Annotated in this window: 17 protein-coding genes; 9 read left to right on the top strand and 8 right to left on the bottom strand. The window is 62.9% G+C overall.

What is annotated here, in order from left to right:
* The first annotated feature begins 63 nt into the window (after positions 1 to 63).
* Complete coding sequence (locus A4R29_RS01690; RefSeq protein ID WP_063171040.1) at positions 64 to 1,299, top strand: putative DNA modification/repair radical SAM protein; 1,236 nt, start codon at positions 64 to 66, stop codon at positions 1,297 to 1,299.
* A 2-nt stretch (positions 1,300 to 1,301) separates the two neighbouring features.
* Complete coding sequence (locus A4R29_RS01685) at positions 1,302 to 2,759, top strand: UdgX family uracil-DNA binding protein (RefSeq protein WP_024501928.1); 1,458 nt, start codon at positions 1,302 to 1,304, stop codon at positions 2,757 to 2,759.
* 62 nt (positions 2,760 to 2,821) lie between these two features.
* Here the strand turns inward: A4R29_RS01685 and A4R29_RS01680 are convergent, their stop codons facing one another.
* The 4 genes from A4R29_RS01680 to A4R29_RS01665 all read right to left on the bottom strand — a co-directional run bounded on the left by A4R29_RS01680 (position 2,822) and on the right by A4R29_RS01665 (position 7,316).
* Entirely contained in the window at positions 2,822 to 4,087 is a 1,266-nt protein-coding gene (locus tag A4R29_RS01680; RefSeq protein WP_063171039.1) for a glycerate kinase type-2 family protein, read from the bottom strand.
* Complete coding sequence (locus tag A4R29_RS01675) at positions 4,084 to 4,587, bottom strand: heme-degrading domain-containing protein (RefSeq protein WP_013528233.1); 504 nt, start codon at positions 4,585 to 4,587, stop codon at positions 4,084 to 4,086. Before A4R29_RS01675 ends, A4R29_RS01680 begins: the two co-directional genes overlap by 4 nt.
* 193 nt (positions 4,588 to 4,780) lie before the next feature.
* Positions 4,781 to 6,097, bottom strand: a complete 1,317-nt coding sequence (gene guaD, locus A4R29_RS01670) for a guanine deaminase (RefSeq protein ID WP_063171038.1) — start codon at positions 6,095 to 6,097, stop codon at positions 4,781 to 4,783.
* A 1-nt stretch (position 6,098) separates the two neighbouring features.
* Positions 6,099 to 7,316, bottom strand: coding sequence for a urate hydroxylase PuuD (locus A4R29_RS01665; RefSeq protein WP_024501931.1), 1,218 nt, complete (start codon positions 7,314 to 7,316; stop codon positions 6,099 to 6,101).
* A gap of 131 nt (positions 7,317 to 7,447) precedes the next feature.
* Between A4R29_RS01665 and A4R29_RS01660 the strand changes: the two genes are divergently transcribed.
* From A4R29_RS01660 to A4R29_RS01650, 3 genes are all read left to right on the top strand, one after another.
* Positions 7,448 to 8,368 (top strand): LysR family transcriptional regulator, encoded by a 921-nt coding sequence (locus A4R29_RS01660; protein WP_024501932.1) that lies wholly within the window; start codon positions 7,448 to 7,450, stop codon positions 8,366 to 8,368.
* Between the two features lie 124 nt (positions 8,369 to 8,492).
* A complete protein-coding gene (locus A4R29_RS01655; RefSeq protein ID WP_082827275.1) occupies positions 8,493 to 9,500 on the top strand; it encodes an LLM class flavin-dependent oxidoreductase in 1,008 nt (335 codons plus the stop codon).
* The gene (locus A4R29_RS01650; protein ID WP_063171037.1) at positions 9,497 to 10,747 is read left to right on the top strand and encodes an LLM class flavin-dependent oxidoreductase; all 1,251 of its coding nucleotides are present in this window, start codon (positions 9,497 to 9,499) and stop codon (positions 10,745 to 10,747) included. Before A4R29_RS01655 ends, A4R29_RS01650 begins: the two co-directional genes overlap by 4 nt.
* Before the next feature lie 12 nt (positions 10,748 to 10,759).
* On the opposite strand, the gene xdhC is transcribed toward A4R29_RS01650, so the two are convergent.
* The 4 genes from xdhC to uraH form a co-directional block, all read right to left on the bottom strand.
* Positions 10,760 to 11,641 (bottom strand): xanthine dehydrogenase accessory protein XdhC, encoded by an 882-nt coding sequence (gene xdhC / locus A4R29_RS01645; protein WP_063171036.1) that lies wholly within the window; start codon positions 11,639 to 11,641, stop codon positions 10,760 to 10,762.
* A gap of 74 nt (positions 11,642 to 11,715) precedes the next feature.
* The gene (gene xdhB / locus A4R29_RS01640; RefSeq protein ID WP_063173520.1) at positions 11,716 to 14,070 is read right to left on the bottom strand and encodes a xanthine dehydrogenase molybdopterin binding subunit; all 2,355 of its coding nucleotides are present in this window, start codon (positions 14,068 to 14,070) and stop codon (positions 11,716 to 11,718) included.
* Entirely contained in the window at positions 14,070 to 15,551 is a 1,482-nt protein-coding gene (gene xdhA / locus A4R29_RS01635) for a xanthine dehydrogenase small subunit (protein WP_063171035.1), read from the bottom strand. The genes xdhB and xdhA overlap by 1 nt, the downstream gene beginning before the upstream one ends.
* Before the next feature lie 3 nt (positions 15,552 to 15,554).
* Positions 15,555 to 15,929 carry a hydroxyisourate hydrolase gene (gene uraH, locus A4R29_RS01630; RefSeq protein WP_013528242.1) on the bottom strand — a complete coding sequence of 125 codons (375 nt, stop codon included), beginning with the start codon at positions 15,927 to 15,929 and terminating at the stop codon, positions 15,555 to 15,557.
* Positions 15,930 to 16,132: 203 nt separating this feature from the next.
* Here uraH and puuE point away from each other — a divergent pair, with 203 nt between their 5' ends.
* Genes puuE through A4R29_RS01610 form a run of 4 tightly spaced genes read left to right on the top strand, consistent with a single transcriptional unit; the run spans position 16,133 to position 19,518 of the window.
* Positions 16,133 to 17,551: an allantoinase PuuE gene (gene puuE, locus A4R29_RS01625; RefSeq protein WP_063171034.1), complete on the top strand. Its 1,419-nt coding sequence runs from the start codon at positions 16,133 to 16,135 to the stop codon at positions 17,549 to 17,551.
* 10 nt (positions 17,552 to 17,561) lie between these two features.
* Positions 17,562 to 18,425 carry a bifunctional allantoicase/(S)-ureidoglycine aminohydrolase gene (locus tag A4R29_RS01620; RefSeq protein WP_024501939.1) on the top strand — a complete coding sequence of 288 codons (864 nt, stop codon included), beginning with the start codon at positions 17,562 to 17,564 and terminating at the stop codon, positions 18,423 to 18,425.
* Positions 18,422 to 18,928 carry an ureidoglycolate lyase gene (locus A4R29_RS01615; protein WP_063171033.1) on the top strand — a complete coding sequence of 169 codons (507 nt, stop codon included), beginning with the start codon at positions 18,422 to 18,424 and terminating at the stop codon, positions 18,926 to 18,928. The genes A4R29_RS01620 and A4R29_RS01615 overlap by 4 nt, the downstream gene beginning before the upstream one ends.
* Positions 18,925 to 19,518 (top strand): nucleoside deaminase, encoded by a 594-nt coding sequence (locus A4R29_RS01610; protein WP_024501941.1) that lies wholly within the window; start codon positions 18,925 to 18,927, stop codon positions 19,516 to 19,518. Before A4R29_RS01615 ends, A4R29_RS01610 begins: the two co-directional genes overlap by 4 nt.
* Positions 19,519 to 19,576 lie beyond the last annotated feature (58 nt).

Genomic DNA, 19,576 nt, shown 5'->3' with positions numbered 1-19,576 from the left:
ACTTTTTCGCCGTTTCCATCAAATGAGGTGGCATAAGGGCGGATAAGAACATATCATGAACGGATGAGCGCACTCACCGTCCGTGAAAAACTGGCTGTCCTCTCCGATGCCGCCAAATACGATGCGTCCTGCGCCTCATCAGGTGCGGCGAAAAAGGACTCGCTGGAATCAGGCGGCATCGGCTCCACCGAGGGCATGGGCATCTGCCATTCCTACGCGCCGGACGGCCGCTGCATTTCGCTGCTGAAAATCCTGCTGACCAATTTCTGCATCTATGATTGCAGCTACTGCATCAACCGTTCGTCTTCCAACGTGCGGCGAGCCCGCTTTGGCATCGACGAGGTGGTGAAGCTGACCATGGATTTCTACCGGCGCAACTACATAGAAGGCCTGTTCCTGTCCTCGGGTGTCGTTCGCTCGCCGGACGAGACCATGGGGGAGATGGTCGAGGTGGCGCGCCGGCTGCGCCTGGAGGAGAAATTCTCCGGTTACATCCATTTGAAGACCATCCCGGAAAGCTCGGCCGAACTGGTCGAGCAGGCCGGTCTCTATGCCGACCGGCTGTCGATCAATGTCGAACTGCCGACCGACGAGGGTGTGAAGCGGCTGGCGCCCGAGAAGAAGCCGGAGACAATCCGGCTTTCCATGGCCAGGCTGCGCCAGAAGATGGAGGAGAAGGCCGAGCCGACTTTGAAGACCAAAAAGCGCGAACGCTTTGCGCCGGGCGGCCAGTCGACGCAGATGATCATCGGCGCCGACAAGACATCCGACGACGGCATATTGCACACGAGCGCCCGGCTCTATGGCAGCTACCATCTGCGGCGGGTCTATTACTCGGCCTTCAGTCCGATTCCGGATTCGTCGTCGTCGCTGCCCCTGCAGAAGCCGCCTCTGATGCGTGAGCACCGGCTTTATCAGGCCGACTGGCTGATGCGGTTTTACGGCTTTTCGCAACCGGAAATCCTCGCCGGCAGCAGCGACGGCATGCTCGATCTCGCCATCGACCCGAAGCTGGGCTGGGCACTGCGCAACCGGGGGCAGTTTCCCATCGACATCAATCGCGCCGACCGCGAAGCGCTGCTGCGGGTGCCGGGCCTCGGCACCAAGGTGGTGGCGAAGATTTTGGAGACGCGTCGGCACCGGCGCATGCGGCTCGAGGACGTCGGATGGATCTGCCAGTCGATCGCCAAGCTCAGGCCGTTCATCATCGCCGAAGGCTGGTCGCCTGGTGCGCTGACCGACAAGGCCGGCCTGCGCGAAAAGATTGCCTCCTCCTGCGAACAGTTGTCGTTGTTCTGATCATGCGGCCGGCGGAACTCGATCTCGCCAGATACAGAGTTCGGCTCGACAGCGAGACGGATTTTGCGGGCTGGCGTGACGCGGCACGGCGGCTGGCCTTGAATGAGGTCAGGCCCGAGGACGTCGACTGGCATGTCGCGCCAGGCTCTGAGCAGGCACAATTGCCTGAAGTGCCTGCGGGCGCGCAACTCGTCGTGCCGCGCGACTTCCTCGGGCATGCCGAAACGGCGTTCTGCCATTCCGATCCCGGCCGGTTTGCCTTTCTCTACCGAATGCTGTGGCGATTGCGCGACGAGGCTAAACTGCTGGAAATCGCGTCGGATTCCGACACCAGGCGGCTCGAGGCCATGGAGAAGGCGGTGCGGCGCGACAGCCACAAGATGCACGCCTTCGTACGTTTCCGGAAAATCGGCGACGGTGCCGATGAGCGCTATGTCGCCTGGTTCGAGCCGGATCATTTCATCGTCGAGCGCAACGCCGATTTCTTCGTCAGACGTTTCACCGGCATGCGCTGGACGATCCTGACCCCTTATGCCTCTGCCGACTGGGATGGCGAAAGGCTGGCGATCGGGCCGGGCGCGGCCAAGGGCGATGCGCCTGATCAGGACGATACCGAGGCGCTCTGGCGCACCTATTTCGAGAACATCTTCAACCCGGCGCGATTGAAGGTGAAAGCCATGCAGAAGGAGATGCCGAAGAAATATTGGCGGAACCTTCCCGAGGCCTCGCTCATTCCAGACATGATCGCAGGAGCGGACAAGGCCGCCAAGGACATGATTGCGAAGATGCCGACAACACCCGCGCCGCACCACGCAAAGGTGCAGGCACGGCATTGGCCGAAGCAGCCCGTCGAAGCACCGGAAGATGATGCAAGCACGATTCCGGAATTGCGCGAGGCAGCGAAAGGCTGCCGCCGCTGCCCGCTGTGGCGCGACGCGACGCAGACCGTCTTCGGTGAAGGCCCTGACAATGCCAAGGTGATCTTCGTCGGCGAACAGCCGGGGGATCAGGAGGACCTCGCCGGCAAACCTTTCGTGGGTCCGGCCGGCAAGGTGTTCGATGCGATCCTGGACGATGCCGGTGTCGACCGGCAAAAGGTCTATGTCACCAACGCGGTCAAGCACTTCAAGTTCGAGCCGCGCGGCAAACGCCGCATCCACTCCAAACCGAATTCCGGTGAGATTCAGGCCTGCCGCTGGTGGATCGACCAAGAATTCGAGCTGATCAAGCCGAACCTCGCCGTGGCACTCGGCGCGACAGCGGCGATGTCGCTGCTCGGCAAGGCGATTCCGGTGACAAAGATGCGCGGACAAGTGATCGAGCGCGAGGACGGATTGCGCGTGTTCATCACCATCCATCCCTCCTTCATCCTGCGCATCCGCGAACCCGCGGACAAGGAGGCTGAACGCGAACGGTTCCTGCAGGACATGAAGCTGGTGAAGCGGCTGATGGCCGCCTGATTGTCTGTTTTGCGCGATTCCGGACGGAAAACCGCTTCACGGTTTTCCTGGAATTGCTGCGGCTATCTGATCAGAATTGCCCTGAGATCGTTGACATTCGTACCGGTCGGGCCGGGTACGAAGAGATCGTCAACCGCGTTGAAGGCCGTCCAGGCATTGTTGCCGGCAAGCATAGCCTTGGCGTCCACCCCGGCAGCGCGCATGCGCGACACGGTCGAAGCATCGGCAAAGGCACCGGCATTGTCTTCCGAACCGTCGATGCCGTCAGTGTCGGCGGCCAGCGCATTGATACCGTCGACGCCATTGATGCCGATGGCGAAGGCGAGCAGGAATTCCGAATTGCGGCCGCCCTTGCCTTTTGCGCGCAGCGTCACGGTTGTCTCGCCGCCCGACAGGATCAGCACCGGCCTCGAGAAAGGCCTGTTGCGCGTCGCCACTTCACGCGCGATCGCGGCGTGGACACCGCCAACCTCGCGCGCCTCGCCTTCGATGGCATCGGAGAGGATAACCGCCTCGACGCCTTGCCGTTTCGCTTCCGCAGCGGCGGCTTCCAGCGATACCCCGGCCGAAGCGATCAGATGCACCTCGTTGCGCAAAAAGCGCTCGTCATCCGGGCTTGGCGCATCGGCGGCCGGCGAATTGATATGCGCCATCACCGAGGCCGGCAGTTTCATGCCATAGGCCGATATCGAGGCCAGCGCGTCGGCGCGGCTGCCTGTATCCGGTACGGTTGGGCCGGAGGCGACCATTGCCGGATTATCGCCGGGAATATCGGAGACGATCAGCGACACCACCCTGGCCGGCCATGCGGCCGCCGCCAGCCTGCCGCCCTTGATGGTGGAAAGGTGCTTGCGGATAGTGTTCATCGCCGCGATCGGCGCACCCGAGGCGAGCAGCGCCTCATTGACGGCGATCTCGTCGGCCAGCGTCAAGCTGCCGGCCGGCGACGGCAACAGCGCCGAGCCGCCGCCGGAAATCAGCGCCACCACCAGATCGTCCGCCGTCAGCCCTTGCACCTTCGCCAGCAGCCGGCGCGAGGCTTCAAGGCCGGCAGCGTCCGGCACCGGGTGCGCCGCCTCGATGATCTCGATGCGCTCGCAGGTCGCGCCATAGCCATAGCGGGTGACGACCAGCCCTTCGATGGGGGCGTCCCACACTTTCTCGAAGGCTGCCGCCATTTGCGCCGAGCCTTTGCCCGCGCCGATGACGATGGTACGGCCCTTGGGCTTGGCCGGCAGATGATCCCTGATGGTTCGTTCCGGATCGGCGGCGGCGACGGCGGCGTTGAAGATGGAGACGAGGAACGATTTGGGGTCGAGCACGGTCATTCGCCTTCCCGAGGCAATGCCAAGCCGCGCTTGTCGACGCCCAAATGATCGCACAGCGCATCGACGACGACGCCGTGATCCTCGCGCTCCGGCAGTCCGGAAACGGCGATGACGCCAATGACGCCGGTGCCCTTGGCGGTCACCGGAAAGCCACCGCCGGCCAGCACGTAGTCGGCAATATCCAGCCCTTCACCAATCTTGAAGGTGCGGTCGGGGCGCTGCTGTTCCAACACCATGCGATAGGTGCTTCTCAGGAACCGTTTGACCACATTGATCTTGCGCCGCGCCCAGTCGGGATTGGAAGCGTTCGAGCCCGGCAGCGCGGCGTAGAACAGCGGCCGGTCCCACAGCCTGATGTCGACTATGATGGGTAGATCTTCGGCGATTGCACGATCGCGAATGGCGGAGCCGATTTTGAAAGCGACGGCCTCGTCGAAGGTCGCGAAGACAAGGGTCTCTTCCTGTCTCTTGATCAGAGCGATGTCGTCAGCAACGGCCATTTTCTTTCTCCGAAATCGTCACACGTCGTGTGTACGACAAGCTCCGCTCGGTCAAGCTTCCGTGGCGTGGCCACCTTCTCCCGAGGGGAGAAGAGACGAGCACGGGCCTCGGCTTCCTCCTCTCCCCTCGGGGAGAGGCCGGATTGCCCCGAATTGCCTTCGCAATTCGGTTGGCAATCCGGGTGAGGGGGTCTTACCCCGCGCTCATGTCAGCCTTGGCTGGCCGCCCCGCCACATAAACTTCGCGGACGGAGCGGTCGTCGCCCAGCGTCTGCAGGAGAAAGAGTTCCTGCGCCAGCGTCTCGACCGTCTCCATCCTGAGTCGCATTCCCGGCGTTGCCCTGGCGTCCAGCACGACGATGTCGGCGTCGGTGCCCGCGTCCAGCGTGCCTATCTTTTCCACCACCGACAGCGCCTCGGCATTGCCGCGCGTCGTCTGCCAGAAGGACTGGAACGGGTTGAGCTTTTCGCCATTCAGCGCGATCACCTTGTAGCCTTCGTCCATGGTGCGCAGCATGGAGTAGTTGGTGCCGCCGCCGACATCGGTGGCGGCGGCGATGCGGATCGGCTTGTCGCGTCGGCGAAAGCGCTGATAATCGAAGAGGCCGGAGCCGAGGAAAAGGTTCGAGGTCGGGCAGAACACCGCCACCGAGCCCGAGTCCGAAAGCGCATCCGCTTCGCGCTCCGACAAATGGATGCAGTGGCCGAACAGGCTCTTTTTGCCTAACAGCCCGTAATGCTCGTAGACGTCGGTGTAGTCGCGCGCCCACGGGTAGAGTTCCTGCGTGAAAGCGATCTCGGCGTGGTTTTCCGACAGATGCGTCTGCATGTGCAGGCCGGGATGTTCGCGGCACAACACGCCCGCCATCTCCATCTGCTCCGGCGACGAGGTGATGGCGAAGCGCGGCGTGATGGCGTAGTGCTGGCGGCCCTTGCCGTGCCACTCCTTGATCAGCGCCTTTGTGTCGTCATAGCCGGATTGCGGGGTGTCGAGCACGCCGTCGGGCGCATTGCGATCCATCATCACCTTGCCGGCGATGTTGAGCATGTTGCGGTCATGCGATTCTGCGAAGAAGGCTTCGGCCGAGGCCTTGTGCACCGAGCAGTAGGCGGCGACCGTCGTGGTGCCGTGGCGCACCATTTCGTCGAGGAACAGCCGCGCGATGCGGCGGCCGTGCTGGGCGTTGGCGAACTTCGTTTCTTCCGGAAAAGTGTAGGTGTTCAGCCAGTCGAGCAGTTCGGCGCCGTAGGAGGCGATGATCTGCATCTGCGGAAAATGCGCATGGGCATCTATGAAGCCGGGCAGCAGCAGATGCGGCCGGTGGTCAATCCTTTTCACCGTTTCGTCGGCTTGCTTTTCAACATCGGCATAACTACCCGCGGCGACGATCCTGCCGTCACGGATCAGCAGTCCGCCATCCTCCTCGTAGCGCCAGGCGGAATGGTCTTCGATAGTTTGCGGCCAGCGCACAAAGGACAGCGTGCGGCCGCGCAGAAGTGTCGAATTCATGCTATTTCCCTGCGCCTTCGAACCAGGCCACCAGCAGCGCCCGTTCCTTGTCGGTGATCTGAGAGACGTTGGCGGGCGGCATGGCGTGGCTGCGGCCGGCCTGCAGATAGATTTCGCGGGCGTGGTTGGCGATATCCGCATCGGTGTCGAGCATCACGCCCTTGGGCGCATGATAGATGCCCTCATAGACCGGCTCCGCCGCGTGGCACATCGAACAGCGGCCGAGCACGGTGTCGCGCACCGCCGGGAAATGCGCTGAAGCGACATAGACTTGCGCCGACGCGGATTCCTTGGGTTCGCCGGTCAGCACCTTCGGCGCGGTCGACAGCCAGATGATGACGATGAACAGGACGAGTGCCGCCATCCAGGTCCAGGTCGGATTGCCCTTGCGCGCATGGACCGAGTTGAAATAGTGCCGGATCAGCACGCCGATGATGAACACCAGCGAGGCGATGACCCAGTTGAACTCAGTGCCGAACGCCAGCGGATAGTGGTTCGACAGCATCAGGAACAGGACCGGCAGCGTCAGGTAATTGTTATGGAGCGAGCGCTGCTTGGCGATCTTGCCGTATTTCGGGTCGGGCTTGCGGCCGGCGATGAGGTCGGCGACGACGATCTTCTGGTTGGGGATGATGACCATGAAGACATTGGCCGACATGATCGTGGCGGTGATGGCGCCCAGATGCAGGAAGGCGGCACGGCCGGTGAACAGGTGGGTCAGTCCCCAGGCGATGAACACCAGCACGCAATAGAGCACCAGCATCAGGCCGGTGTCGCTTTTGCCCAGCGGCGAGCGGCACAGCAGATCGTAGACCACCCAGCCGACGCCGATCGTTGCCAGAGACAGCAGGATGCCGACCGGCACCGACATCGGCAGCACGTTCGGATCGATCAGGAACAGATCGGCCCCGGCATAATAGACGACGCACAGCATGGCGAAGCCGGAAAGCCAGGTGGCGTAGGATTCCCATTTGAACCAGGTCAAGTGTTCCGGCATTTCGGCCGGCGCCACCAGATATTTCTGGATGTGATAAAAGCCGCCGCCATGCACCTGCCATTCCTCGCCGAAGGCGCCGACGGGCATGCCGGGACGCTGGCGCAGGCCGAGATCGAGCGCGACGAAATAGAACGACGAGCCGATCCAGGCGATGCCGGTGACGACATGCAGCCAGCGCACGGCAAAACTCAGCCAATCCCAGAAAATCGCGAAATCCATCATTGAAATCGTCCCTGCCGATTGGGTGACTTTACGGGCTGGAGCGCAAACGGAAAGAGGCGAGGCGCACGAGGACTTTCAAAAAAAAATGGAAAATACTAGGTTGATCCTGCAAACCGGCGAAGGTGCTCCGCATGGCCTATCTCGACAACATCGCCGTCTTCGTTCGCGTCGTTGAACTCGGCAATCTGTCGGCGGCCGGGCGCGACATGCGCATTTCGCCGGCGGTCGCTTCCAACCGCATCAAGGAACTGGAGAAGCACCTTGGCGTGCGGCTGTTCAACCGCACCACACGGCAATTGATGCCGACCGAGCATGGCACGGTTTTTTACGGGGGCGCCAAGCAGGTGCTGGAGGCAATCACCGAGGCGGAAGCGGCGGTCTCTGCCCTTTCCGGCCAGCCGCGCGGCACCATCCGCGTCACGGCACCGCTCGGCCTCGGCCGCCGGCTGGTCGCTTCGGGCATCCCCGATTTCCACGACAAATACCCTGATATCGAGGTGCGGCTCAGGCTCTCGGACCACAATGTCGACATCATGAAGGAAGGCATCGACGTCGCCTTCCGGCTCGGCATCATCGAGGATTCCAGCCTCAGGATGCGCGGCATCATGGAATGCGAGCGCGTGCTGGTGGCGGCGCCGAAATATCTCGAAGCGCGCGGCGAACCGATTGAGCCGCAGGAACTGATCGGCAAGAAGCACGACTGCCTGATGCTGCGTTATTCGGGCGCGCGCGAATATGTGTGGACGCTGCAGACCCCCACCGGCCCGCAGAAATTCGAGGTACACGGGCCCTACGACACCGACGATGGCGACGTGCTCACCGGCTGGGCGCTTTCAGGCCGCGGCATCATCAACAAGCCGCGCTTCGAGGTCGAGCCATTCATCCGCGACCGGCGGCTGAAGGTGATCCTGCCCAGCACGCCACCGACACCGGTGCAGTTCGCCGCCGTCTATCCGCACAAGAAGCTGCAGGACCCAAAAGTGCGGCTGCTGCTCGACTTCATGGCCGAGCGCTGCCAGCGGCTGATCAACGATCTTCTTGCTGGCAAATAAAGGCTGGCCGGCAAATAGGGACTGGCCGGTAGGTGAGCGGCGGTTTGGCCCAGCGCCGGCGGTTGCCATCCCAGGATGTGGCGAACATAGTTTGGGTGGCATTTCATCTCATAGGGAACCCTCGATGGACAACGGCGCCACAATGCATCTTGCCGTTTCGCTCGCCGATCCATCACTCGAGACTGGGTTGGAATTCAGCCGCCTGGCTGGTTTCGTGCAAAAGGCTGAAGCAGCCGGGCTGGACATGGTGCTGCTTGCCGATGCCGCGCCAGCGTCCGAAAGCGAAGCCGCGAACAAACGGATGCCCTTCGAAGCGACGACCTTGCTGGCCGCTCTGGCGACTGTCACAAGCAGGATCGGCTTGGTTGCCGCTGCCTCGACAATTGCCCACCAACCCTACAATCTGGCACGCCGTTTCGCTTCGCTCGACGTTATCAGCCACGGCCGCAGTGGCTGGAACGCAACCATGACGCAAGCGCCACGGGAAGCAGCCAATTTCAGCCGGCCCGAAGGATTTTCGCCTAACGATTTCCGCCGTCGCAGTGAGGAATATATCGGCATCGTGCAAGGTCTGTGGCAGGGCTGGGATGCGGACGCGCTGCTGTTCGACCAGAGCGGCGGCCGCTTCCACGACCCCGAAAAGATGCACCTGCTGGAGCACAAGGGCGAATTCTTTTCCGTGCGCGGACCGCTGAACGTCGCCCGGTCGCCGCAGGATACGCCAGTGCTCGTCTTGTCGGGCCTGCAGGAATCCGACTTCGATATTGCCACTCGCACCGCCGATGTCATCCTGCTGGACGGCGGACTGGTGGAGGGCGCGACCGAACGCTATGACGATATCAGGCGCCGTGTCACGGCGTGCGGACGCGATCCGGATGCTGTGAAAGTGCTGACGAACGTCGCGCTTATCGCCGATAGTAAGCCGGCTGCCGTCGCCGAGAGGCTGGAAAAGGAATTCTTGGCGAAAAGCTGCGACGGGTTCAACATCCTGATGCCGGAACAGCTTTCAGCGCTCGACGATTTCGTCGGCTTGGTTCTGCCGGAACTGCGGCGGCGTGGCCTGGTTCGAGAAAGCTATCGCGGAAAAACGTTGCGCTCGCATCTCGGGCTTGCCGGCGGAGGTGACCGATGACCGCTCGCCAGATGAGGCTGGGCGCCTTCCTGTGGGCGACAGGCCACCACATCGCCGCCTGGCGCCATCCAAAGGCACACGTCACCGCCGGCATCGACATCGACCATTACATCGCATTGGCGCGCACGGCGGAGACGGCAAAATTCGACATGGTGTTCTGCGAGGACGCCGCCGGCCTGCGTGAAGCCAATATCGGCATTGCCAGCCAGACGTCGCGCTCGATCGGTTTCGAGCCGATCAGCCTGCTCTCGGCGCTCGCCGTCCAGACCAGCCGCATCGGCCTCGTCTCGACAGCGTCGACAAGCTACAACGAGCCCTATGGGCTGGCACGAACCTTCCTGTCGCTCGACCATCTGAGCGGAGGCCGGGCCGGCTGGAATCTGGTCACCTCGGCCAGCCCCATCGAAGCAGCCAATTTCGGCGCGACGGGCCTCAAGCCCCATGCCGACCGCTACGAACGGGCGCGCGAGTTTGCCGAGGTGGTGACCGGCCTGTGGCACGGCAAGGCTTCCGGCCATAACGGCCAGAGCTTTTCGGTTCGCGATCCGCTCGACCTGCCGCGCTCGCCGCAGGGCGCGCCGGTGATGGTTCAGGCCGGCGCCTCGGATGTCGGCCGCGACCTTGCCGCCCGCACCGCCGATGTGGTGTTCACGGCGGCGCAGACCTTCGAGGAAGCCAAGGCCTTCTATGACGATCTCAAAGGACGTCTGCCGGCCTACGGGCGCGAGCCGGACGACATCAAGATCATGCCGGGCGTCGCACCGGTGGTGGCGGAGACCGAAGCGGAGGCCCGTGAAAAATACGAGGAATTGCAGGAGCTGATCCCCGACGATGTCGGCGTGGCGCTGCTGTCCAGCTACCTCAGCATCTCCGATCTGTGGCGCTATCCGATCGATGGGCCACTGCCGGAACTGCCGGAGAGCGAGGGGATGAAGAGCAGGCAAGCGCTGGTCATCGAGCACTCGCGCCGCGACGGCCTCTCCATCCGCCAGCTCGCCCGGCATTTTGCCGGCGCGCGGGGCCATTGGCGCATCGTCGGCACAGCGGCCCAAGTCGCCGACGAACTGCAGGCGCGGTTCGAGGGTGGCGCGGCCGACGGTTTCAACGTCATGCCCTCATATTTCCCCGGGGAACTCGATGCCTTTGCCACGCTCGTCGTGCCGGAGTTGCAGCGGCGCGGCCTGTTCCGGACGGAATACCAGGGCCGCACGCTGCGCGACCATCTGGGTTTGAAACGGCCGGTTTAGCTGCGGCGCAGCTTAGCCTGCCATCACCCTGCCATGCGGAATTTGATGGTCGGCATTAAAGGCTGCGTTGTGATTGACCAACGCCGTCATGATCTCGGCCGCAGCCAGCGCCGCGATGACCTGAGGGCGCTTGTCCTTGACGGTGTCGCCGCCAATTGGCGAGACGAGGCGGGCAAACTCAGCCTGGCTGCCGTCCGCCGATTTCAGGAACCAGGTCCTGAACGTCGCTTTCTTCGTCTTCGAGCCGATCATGCCGACATAGGCGGTGTCACCGCGTTTCAGCGCTTCCGCGACGATCAGGAAATCCAGCGCATGATCGTGGGTCAGGATGGCGAAGGCGGCGCCGGCGGGGGCATTCCGCACCATCGCTTCCGGCATAGCTGTCAGCCGTGTCTCGATGGTTTCGGGCATGCCTTCCAGTGCTTCGGCCCGCGTCTCGATGACGACGCCGTGCACGGGAAGAAGTGCGATCGCCGATGCCAGCGCCTGGCCGACATGGCCGCCACCGAAGATGTAGACGTACGGCAGGTGCGCCTCCTCGGCTTCCGCGGCCGCAACCAGGTCGCCGGCAAGCGCAGCATCGACGAGCCGGATCAAGACTTCAACGCGCCCGCCGCAGCATTGGCCGATCTCGGGACCCAGCGGGACGTCTAGGGTAGCGCAGACTTCGTCAACCTCGATGCGGGCTTCTTTGCCCAACATCTGCCTGGCCTTGTCGATCGCCATATATTCGAGCTGACCGCCGCCGATGGTGCCAAAGATCGCCGTCTGCGAGACGAGCATGAAGGCGCCCTTCTCGCGTGGCGTCGAGCCTTTTGTTCCGGCCACTTCGACCAGGGCAACCCGACCGGCGCTGGCGAGAAAGGCTTTCAGGCTTTGCACTTTCGAGTTCATGGTTCACGTTCCCGAATGGGAAATATAGGTTTTTTCGGCCCGGATTGCACGCATTGCCGACCCTGGGGCCGGATTCAGGCGCCGGCCTCCTTCTTCAGCCGCTCGATCGCCATCAGAACCCGCTCCGGGGTCGCCGGAGCATCGAGGCGCGGGCAGATCCTGTTGTCGGCGACACTGGCCACCGCGTCCGATAGCGCATGCAGCACCGACATGCCGAGCGGGAACGGCGGCTCGCCGACCGCCTTGGAGCGGTGGATGGTTGGCTCGCCGGCTTCCGGCCAGTCGGCCAAGGTGACGTTGAAGATCTTCGGCCGGTCGGAGGCGAGCGGGATCTTGTAGGTCGACGGCGCATGCGTGCGCAGCCGGCCCTTGGCGTCCCACCACAGTTCTTCCGTCGTCAGCCAGCCCATGCCCTGGATGAAGCCGCCCTCGATCTGGCCGATATCGATCGCCCGGTTCAGCGAGCGGCCACAGTCATGGAGAATATCGGTACGCTCGACCATGTATTCGCCGGTCAGCGTGTCGACCGAGACTTCCGAGCACGAGGCGCCATAGGCGAAATAATAGAAGGGGCGGCCCTCGCCCTTGTCGCGGTTCCAGTGGATTTTCGGCGTCTTGTAGAAACCAGCCGCCGACAGCTGGATGCGGGCCATATAGGCCTGCTTGACGAGGTCGGCGAAGGCGATTTCCTGGTTGCCGATACGCACCCGGTTGGGCAGGAACAGCACCTGATCACGCGGCACCTGATATTTTTCGGCGGCGAAATCGGTCAGCCGATCCTTGATCTGGCGCGCGCCATTCTGCGCCGCCATGCCATTGAGGTCGGAGCCGGACGACGCTGCCGTAGCCGAAGTGTTCGGCACCTTGCCGGTCGTAGTCGCGGTGATCTTCACCTGGTCGAGATCGATCTGGAACTCTTCCGCCACCACCTGTGCCACCTTGACGTAGAGGCCCTGCCCCATCTCGGTTCCGCCATGGTTCAGATGCACCGAACCATCGGTGTAGACATGCACCAGCGCGCCGGCCTGATTGTAATGCGTGGCGGTGAACGAGATGCCAAACTTGACCGGCGTCAGAGCGAGGCCCCGCTTGATGAAACGGCTGTTGGCATTGAAGGCCGATATTTCACGCCGCCGCCGCGCATAGCTCGCGCTTTGCTCCAGCTCGGCGACGATGCGCTGGATGATGTTATCCTCGACCGTCTGGTGGTAGGGCGTGATGTTGCGGCCCCCCTCGCTACTGGTGCCGTAGAAATTCTTCTTGCGGATTTCGAGCGGATCCTTGCCAACGGCAAAGGCCACCTCGTCGATGACGCGCTCGGCGCCGACCATGCCTTGCGGGCCGCCGAACCCCCGAAAGGCGGTGTTCGACACGGTGTTGGTGTAGAGCGGCGCCGACTGCGCATGCACCGCCGGCCAGAAATAAGTGTTGTCGCAGTGGAACAGCGCGCGATCGGTTACCGGGCCGGACAGATCCGACGAAAAACCGCAGCGCGCCGCGAACATGAAATCGACGCCGAGGATGTTGCCCTCATCATCGAAGCCGACCTCGTAATCGACGAGGAAATCATGACGCTTTCCGGTGGCGATCATGTCGTCGTCGCGGTCGGGCCGGATCTTCACGGCGCGGTGGTGCTTCTTCGCGGCGATCGCGGCCAATGCGGCAAACTGATTTCCCTGCGTTTCCTTGCCGCCGAAGCCGCCTCCCATGCGGCGGATTTCCACCGTGACGGCATTGCTCGGCACGCCGAGCGCATGGCTGACCATGTGCTGGACTTCGCTTGGATGCTGGGTCGAGGAATAGATGGTGACGTCCTGATCCTCGCCAGGAACGGCCATGGCGATATGGCCTTCGAGGTAGAAGTGTTCCTGGCCGCCGATGCGCATTTTTCCCTTTAGCCGGCGCGGCGCCTGACGGATCGCCGTAGCGGCATCGCCGCGCTTCAGGGTGAGAGGCGGCGTGACGAGCTTGTCCTTCTTCGGATCGAGCGCGCCGATGTCGGTGACGAAAGGCAATTCCTTGTATTCGACCTTTGCCAATCTTGTGGCGCGGCGCGCCTGCTCGCGAGTTTGCGCAATAACGCAGAAGATAGGCTGGCCGTAGAATTGCACCTTGCCGTCGGCAAGCACCGGCTCGTCGTGGCGGCCGGTCGGCGAAATGTCGTTTTCGCCCGGCACGTCACTGGCCGTCAGCACGTCGACAACGCCGGGCGCTGTACGCACCGCCGAGAGATCCATGCTGGTGATGGTGGCATGCGTGGCACCGGAAAGCCCTAGGCAGCCATGCAGCGTGCCTGATGGTTCCGGCATGTCGTCGATGTAGACGGCGGCGCCGCTGACATGTTTGTGCGCGGAATCGTGGCGCTGATCGGTGGCGACGCCGCCAGCGATCTTTTCAGCCTTGAGGTTGGGGGCAGCGTGCTTGTTCATCATGCCGCCTCGTGCCTTGAAACCTGGACCGGCTCTCTGGTGCCGCTGCTCTCGGCAAAAAAGCGCAGCAGCAGGTTTTTCGCTGCCAGGGCGCGATATTCGGCCGAGGCCCGCATGTCGGTCAGCGGGGTGAAATCCCTGGCATATTCGGCCATCGCCGCTTCAACCGTCTGTTCGGTCCATGGCTTGCCGAACAGCGCTTTTTCGACGGAAGACGCCCGCTTCGGCGTCGCCGCCATGCCGCCATAGGCGATGCGCACCTCCGCCACCGTGCCGTCCTTGGCCAGATCCAGGAAAAACGCACCAAGGGCCGCGGTAATGTCCTCGTCGCGACGCTTGGTGATCTTGTAGACGGCAAACTTCGTTCCCTTGGCCGGCACCGGCACGTGCACGGCCTCGACGAATTCGCCCGGCTGCCGGTCCTGTTTGCCATAGGCGATGAAGAAGGTTTCCAGCGGGATCGTCCGCCGCTTCTTGCCCTTGCGCAAGGTGAGACTTGCGCCGAGCGCGATCAAGGGCGGTGGCGTATCTCCGATCGGCGAGCCGTTGGCGATGTTGCCGCCGATGGTGCCCATGTTGCGCACCTGTTCGCCGCCGATGCGATCGAACAACGGCCCCAGCGCCGGAATGCGCTTCGCCAATGTCGCGAAGGCGTCAGTGTAGGTGACGCCGGCGCCGATCGAAATGACGCCCTTGTCTTCCGAGATGGTGCAAAGCCCGTCGAGATTGCCGATGAAAATGGCCGGCGAAATATCGCGCATGTGTTTGGTCACCCACAGGCCGACATCGGTCGAGCCGGCCACGATGGTAGCGCCGGGTTCCTTGTCCAGCACGGCGGCGAAATCGTCGACATCGGCCGGCACGACCAGCCGCGCCTTGCCGGTTCCGATCTCGACCCGGGCGCCGTCACGCATGGCCTCGAGCCTCGCGGTGATCGCCTTGCGTTCCGTGGCCAGCGGGTCCTTTGCCGCCTTGCCGTAGCTGGAGATGGCCTGCGCGGCGCGCATGATCGCCTCATAGCCGGTGCAGCGGCAGAGATTGCCTTGCAAAGCTTTTTCGACATCCGCGTTCGAGGGATCAGGCGACTTCATCCACAAGCCATAGAGCGACATGACGAAGCCGGGCGTGCAGAAGCCGCATTGCGAGCCGTGGAAATCGACCATCGCCTGCTGCACCGGATGCAACTGGCCTGGCCCGCCACGCAGATGCTCGACCGTTACGACGTGTGTGCCGTCGAGCGAGCCGAGGAAGCGGATGCAGGCATTGACGCTTTCATAGACCAAGCCGCCCTCCGACAGCTTGCCGACCAGCACGGTGCAGGCACCGCAGTCTCCCTCGGCGCACCCTTCCTTGGTGCCGCGCAGCGAACGGTCGAGCCGCAGCCAGTCGAGCAAGGTCGCGTCGGGTGCCACCGACGAAAGCGCCACATCCCTGCCATTGAGAATGAAGCGGATTTCGTTGCGGATGCTAATTTTGGTCATGCCTCAGCTCCCCCTGTAGGTCGAGTAACCGTAGGGCGAGACCAGCAGTGGCACATGATAATGCACAGGCTCGGCCATGCCGAAGCGGATCGGTATCACATCGAGAAAGGCCGGTTTCGGCAGGCTCAACCCCTGCTGGCGCAAATAGTCGCCGGCGGCGAAGACCAGTTCGTATTCGCCGGTGCGGAACTCCGCGCCGGCGAGCAGCGGCTTGTCGCAACGGCCGTCGGCATTGGTGAGAACGGTCTTCAGATGTGTCCGCGCCTTGCCCTCGAGGTGATAGAGCGCGATCGACAGTCCCGCCGCCGGCTTGCCGGTCGCCGTGTCGAGGACATGGGTCGTCAGACGCCCGCCGTCGGCTTTCGACGTTTCTGCCATTGGCCGCCTCCCATTTCCGGTACGAGCGAATTGGCCCGGTACGGTCAAGTATCAACAGTGAATTGTGCGCCAATTAAAGGCGATGCATAAGTCCCGGTCGAGCGGAGTGCGACAAAAACACTTTCAAAAATTTTCGGGGGAATGCGAGAAGCACCCTTTCGATATTCTGATCATACTTCGGGCCGTGCCCGGCGGGAGGGACGATGCGTTACAGCAGAGACATGCGTGGCTACGGAGCCAATCCGCCGGACCCGAAATGGCCTGGCGGTGCACATGTCGCCGTGCAGTTCGTCGTCAATTACGAGGAAGGTGGCGAAAACTGCGTGTTGCATGGCGACAAGGCGTCCGAAGCCTTCCTGTCGGAAATCGTCGGCGCGGCACCCTGGGTGGGTCAACGCCACTGGAACATGGAATCCATCTACGAATACGGCGCCCGCGCCGGCTTCTGGCGGCTGCTCCGGCTGTTCACCGAGTCGCAAGTGCCGATCACCTGCTACGGCGTCGCCACAGCGCTCGCCCGTTCGCCGGATCAGGTAGCGGCCATGCAGGACGCCGGCTGGGAGATCGCTTCGCACGGCTTAAGATGGATCGACTACCGCGACCACAGCGCCGAGGATGAGCGCCGCGACCTCGAGGCGGCGATCAAGCTGCACTACGAAGTGACCGGCGCGCGCCCGACCGGCTGGTATACGGGTCGCACATCGATCAACACGGTGCGGATTGTGGCGGAAGAAGGCGGCTTCGACTATGTGTCGGACACCTATGACGACGAGCTGCCGTACTGGTTCGAGCATGAGGGCGGCGCGCAGCTCATCATCCCCTATACGCTCGACGCCAACGACATGCGGTTCGCCACGCCGCAAGGTTTTAACTCGGGCGACCAGTTCTTTGCCTATTTGAAGGACAGCTTCGATACGCTCTATGCCGAGGGCAAGGCCGGCCGGCCACGCATGATGAACATTGGCCTGCACTGCCGCCTCGTCGGGCGGCCGGGCCGGGTGGCGGCGCTGAAGCGCTTCGTCGACTATGTGAAGTCGCACGACAAGGTCTGGCTGGCGAGGCGCATCGACATCGCCAAGCACTGGCAAGAGGTCAATCCTTATCAACCGGCGGCACTCCGCCCATCGAAGATGGAATTCGAGACCTTCGTCCACACTTTCGGCGGCGTATTCGAGCATTCGCCCTGGATCGCCGAACGCGCCTACGAACTGGAACTAGGCCCGGCGCATGACACTTCGGGCGGCCTGCACAATGCGCTTTGCCGTATCTTCCGCTCCGCCAGCGAAACCGAGCGGCTTTCGGTGCTCAACGCCCATCCCGACCTTGCCGGCAAGCTGGCCAAGGCCAAACGGCTGACGGTGGAATCGACCAGGGAACAGGCCTCGGCCGGCCTCGACGCGCTGACCGACAAGGAGCGCGAACTGTTTTCCAAGCTCAACGCCGCCTACGTCACCACCTTCGGCTTCCCTTTCATCATCGCGGTGAAGGGCAAGACGAAGCAGGAAATCCTGGCGGAGTTCGAGGCGCGCATCGGCAACAGCCGCGGCGTCGAATTCGAGACCGCCTGCAAACAGGTCGAGCGCATCGCGCTGCTCCGCCTCAAGGACATGCTTCCGCAATAGGTTTGAAACCATGGATACGATCAGGATGCCCGAGCGAACCTATTACGCGCCACATGGCGGTCATTCCGGCCAGAACGAGCTTCTGACCGGCCGCGCCGTCTTCACCGAGGCCTATGCCGTCATTCCCCGGGGTGTGATGCAGGACATCGTCACCAGTGCGTTGCCGTTCTGGGACGAAACCCGCGTCTGGATCTTGTCGCGACCGCTATCGGGTTTTGCCGAGACGTTCTCGCAATACATTGTCGAGGTCGCGCCCGGCGGCGGCAGCGATCGGCCGGAACCCGATGCCGGCGCCGAAGGCGCTCTGTTCGTGGTCGAAGGCGAACTGACGGTTCTGCTTGCCGGCAAGACGCATGTGTTGCGGCCCGGCGGCTTTGCCTTCCTGCCGCCGGCCAGCGGCTGGACGGTTCGCAACGAAAGCAGGGCCGCCGTGCGCTTCCACTGGATTCGCAAGGCTTACGAGGTGGTCGACGGTCTCGATGTGCCGGAAGCCTTCTTCACCAATGAGCAGGAGATCGCGCCAACGCCGATGCCCGGCACCGAAGGCCGCTGGGCGACGACGCGGTTCGTCGATCCGGCAGATTTGCGCCACGACATGCACATGACCATTGTCACGCTGGAACCCGGCGCGGTCATTCCCTTCGCCGAGACCCATGTCATGGAGCACGGTCTCTATGTGCTGGAGGGTAAGGCCGTCTACCGCCTCAACCAGGACTGGGTCGAGGTCGAGGCCGGCGACTATATGTGGCTGCGCGCCTTCTGCCCGCAGGCCTGCTATGCCGGTGGCCCGGGTAAATTCCGCTATCTGCTCTACAAGGATGTCAACCGGCACGCCAAGCTCGGCGGCGCCGGCATCGCAAGGCGCGCGCTGTGACCCGTATCGTCGCGCGGCCGCTGACCCGCGATGGCTTTGCCCCCTTCGGCGATGTCATCGACATGGGCGGCGACAACCACTACCCGATCAATGGCGGCAGGGCCGAGCGCTATCATGATCTGGCTACCGCCGAAGCAACCGGTCCGAACGCCCGAGTGCTGATCTCGATGGTGCGCGGCACGCCCTACGAATTGCCCCTGAAATTGAGCATGGTCGAGCGCCATCCCTTCGGCAGCCAGGCCTTCATCCCGCTCTCGCCGCGCCCCTTCCTGGTCGTCGTCTGCCATGACGGGGAGCAGGGGCCGGGCGAGCCGCATGCCTTCATCACCGCACCCGGACAAGGCATCAATTACCGGCGCAATCTCTGGCATGGCGTGCTGACGCCGCTCGGCGAGGCTCAGGACTTCCTGATCGTCGACCGTGGCGGCGATGGCTCCAATCTCGAAGAGTTCCATTTCTCGCACGCCTACGAGATCCACTTGCCCAACGAGAGCCTCCTGTGACCGATATTTCACTGATCGACCGCCTGCTCGATGTGATCGAGCACGACATCGTGCCGAAGACGGCCGAGGGCGTTACCTATGGCAACAAGCTGTTCGGCGCGGCGATCCTGCGCAAGGACGACCGTTCGCTGGTGCTGGCTGAAACCAACAACGAGATGGAAAACCCGCTCTGGCATGGCGAGGTACACTGCCTGAAGCGTTTCTACGAAATGCCCAGGGCTGAGCGCGTCGATACGAAAGACGCCATCTTCATCGCCACGCACGAACCCTGCTCGTTGTGCCTGTCGGCGATCACCTGGACCGGCTTCGATAATTTCTACTATCTGTTCAGCCACGAGGATTCGCGCGACAGCTTCGCCATCCCGCACGACCTGAAGATCCTGAAAGAGGTCTTCACCCTCGATCCCGGCGGCTACAATGCCGAGAATGCCTATTGGAAGAGCTTTTCTATCCGCAGGCTGGTGCGAGCGTTGCCCGAGGCAGAGCGGCGACGGCTGGAGACCCGTATCGGCGCGATTTCGGCGCGCTACGATGAATTGTCCAACATCTATCAGGCGAACAAGGACGATAACGATATCCCGCTGAACTGACGCGGATTGACCAGCCGAATTCGTTGGCTGGCCCACGACGCGGCACGGCAGGTTCCAT

The sequence above is a fragment of the Mesorhizobium ciceri biovar biserrulae genome (assembly GCF_001618845.1).
Lineage (GTDB): Bacteria > Pseudomonadota > Alphaproteobacteria > Rhizobiales > Rhizobiaceae > Mesorhizobium > Mesorhizobium ciceri.
This window is presented reverse-complemented; position numbering and strand designations above follow the sequence as displayed.

Excerpts from the sequence above, each read along its gene's own strand:
- A4R29_RS01690 (WP_063171040.1), top strand. The coding sequence starts at position 64 with ATGAGCGCACTCACCGTCCGTGAAAAACTGGCTGTCCTCTCCGATGCC.
- A4R29_RS01685 (WP_024501928.1), top strand. The coding sequence starts at position 1,302 with ATGCGGCCGGCGGAACTCGATCTCGCCAGATACAGAGTTCGGCTCGAC.
- A4R29_RS01680 (WP_063171039.1), bottom strand. The coding sequence starts at position 4,087 with ATGACCGTGCTCGACCCCAAATCGTTCCTCGTCTCCATCTTCAACGCC.
- A4R29_RS01675 (WP_013528233.1), bottom strand. The coding sequence starts at position 4,587 with ATGGCCGTTGCTGACGACATCGCTCTGATCAAGAGACAGGAAGAGACC.
- guaD (WP_063171038.1), bottom strand. The coding sequence starts at position 6,097 with ATGAATTCGACACTTCTGCGCGGCCGCACGCTGTCCTTTGTGCGCTGG.
- A4R29_RS01665 (WP_024501931.1), bottom strand. The coding sequence starts at position 7,316 with ATGATGGATTTCGCGATTTTCTGGGATTGGCTGAGTTTTGCCGTGCGC.
- A4R29_RS01660 (WP_024501932.1), top strand. The coding sequence starts at position 7,448 with ATGGCCTATCTCGACAACATCGCCGTCTTCGTTCGCGTCGTTGAACTC.
- A4R29_RS01655 (WP_082827275.1), top strand. The coding sequence starts at position 8,493 with ATGGACAACGGCGCCACAATGCATCTTGCCGTTTCGCTCGCCGATCCA.
- A4R29_RS01650 (WP_063171037.1), top strand. The coding sequence starts at position 9,497 with ATGACCGCTCGCCAGATGAGGCTGGGCGCCTTCCTGTGGGCGACAGGC.
- xdhC (WP_063171036.1), bottom strand. The coding sequence starts at position 11,641 with ATGAACTCGAAAGTGCAAAGCCTGAAAGCCTTTCTCGCCAGCGCCGGT.
- xdhB (WP_063173520.1), bottom strand. The coding sequence starts at position 14,070 with ATGAACAAGCACGCTGCCCCCAACCTCAAGGCTGAAAAGATCGCTGGC.
- xdhA (WP_063171035.1), bottom strand. The coding sequence starts at position 15,551 with ATGACCAAAATTAGCATCCGCAACGAAATCCGCTTCATTCTCAATGGC.
- uraH (WP_013528242.1), bottom strand. The coding sequence starts at position 15,929 with ATGGCAGAAACGTCGAAAGCCGACGGCGGGCGTCTGACGACCCATGTC.
- puuE (WP_063171034.1), top strand. The coding sequence starts at position 16,133 with ATGCGTTACAGCAGAGACATGCGTGGCTACGGAGCCAATCCGCCGGAC.
- A4R29_RS01620 (WP_024501939.1), top strand. The coding sequence starts at position 17,562 with ATGGATACGATCAGGATGCCCGAGCGAACCTATTACGCGCCACATGGC.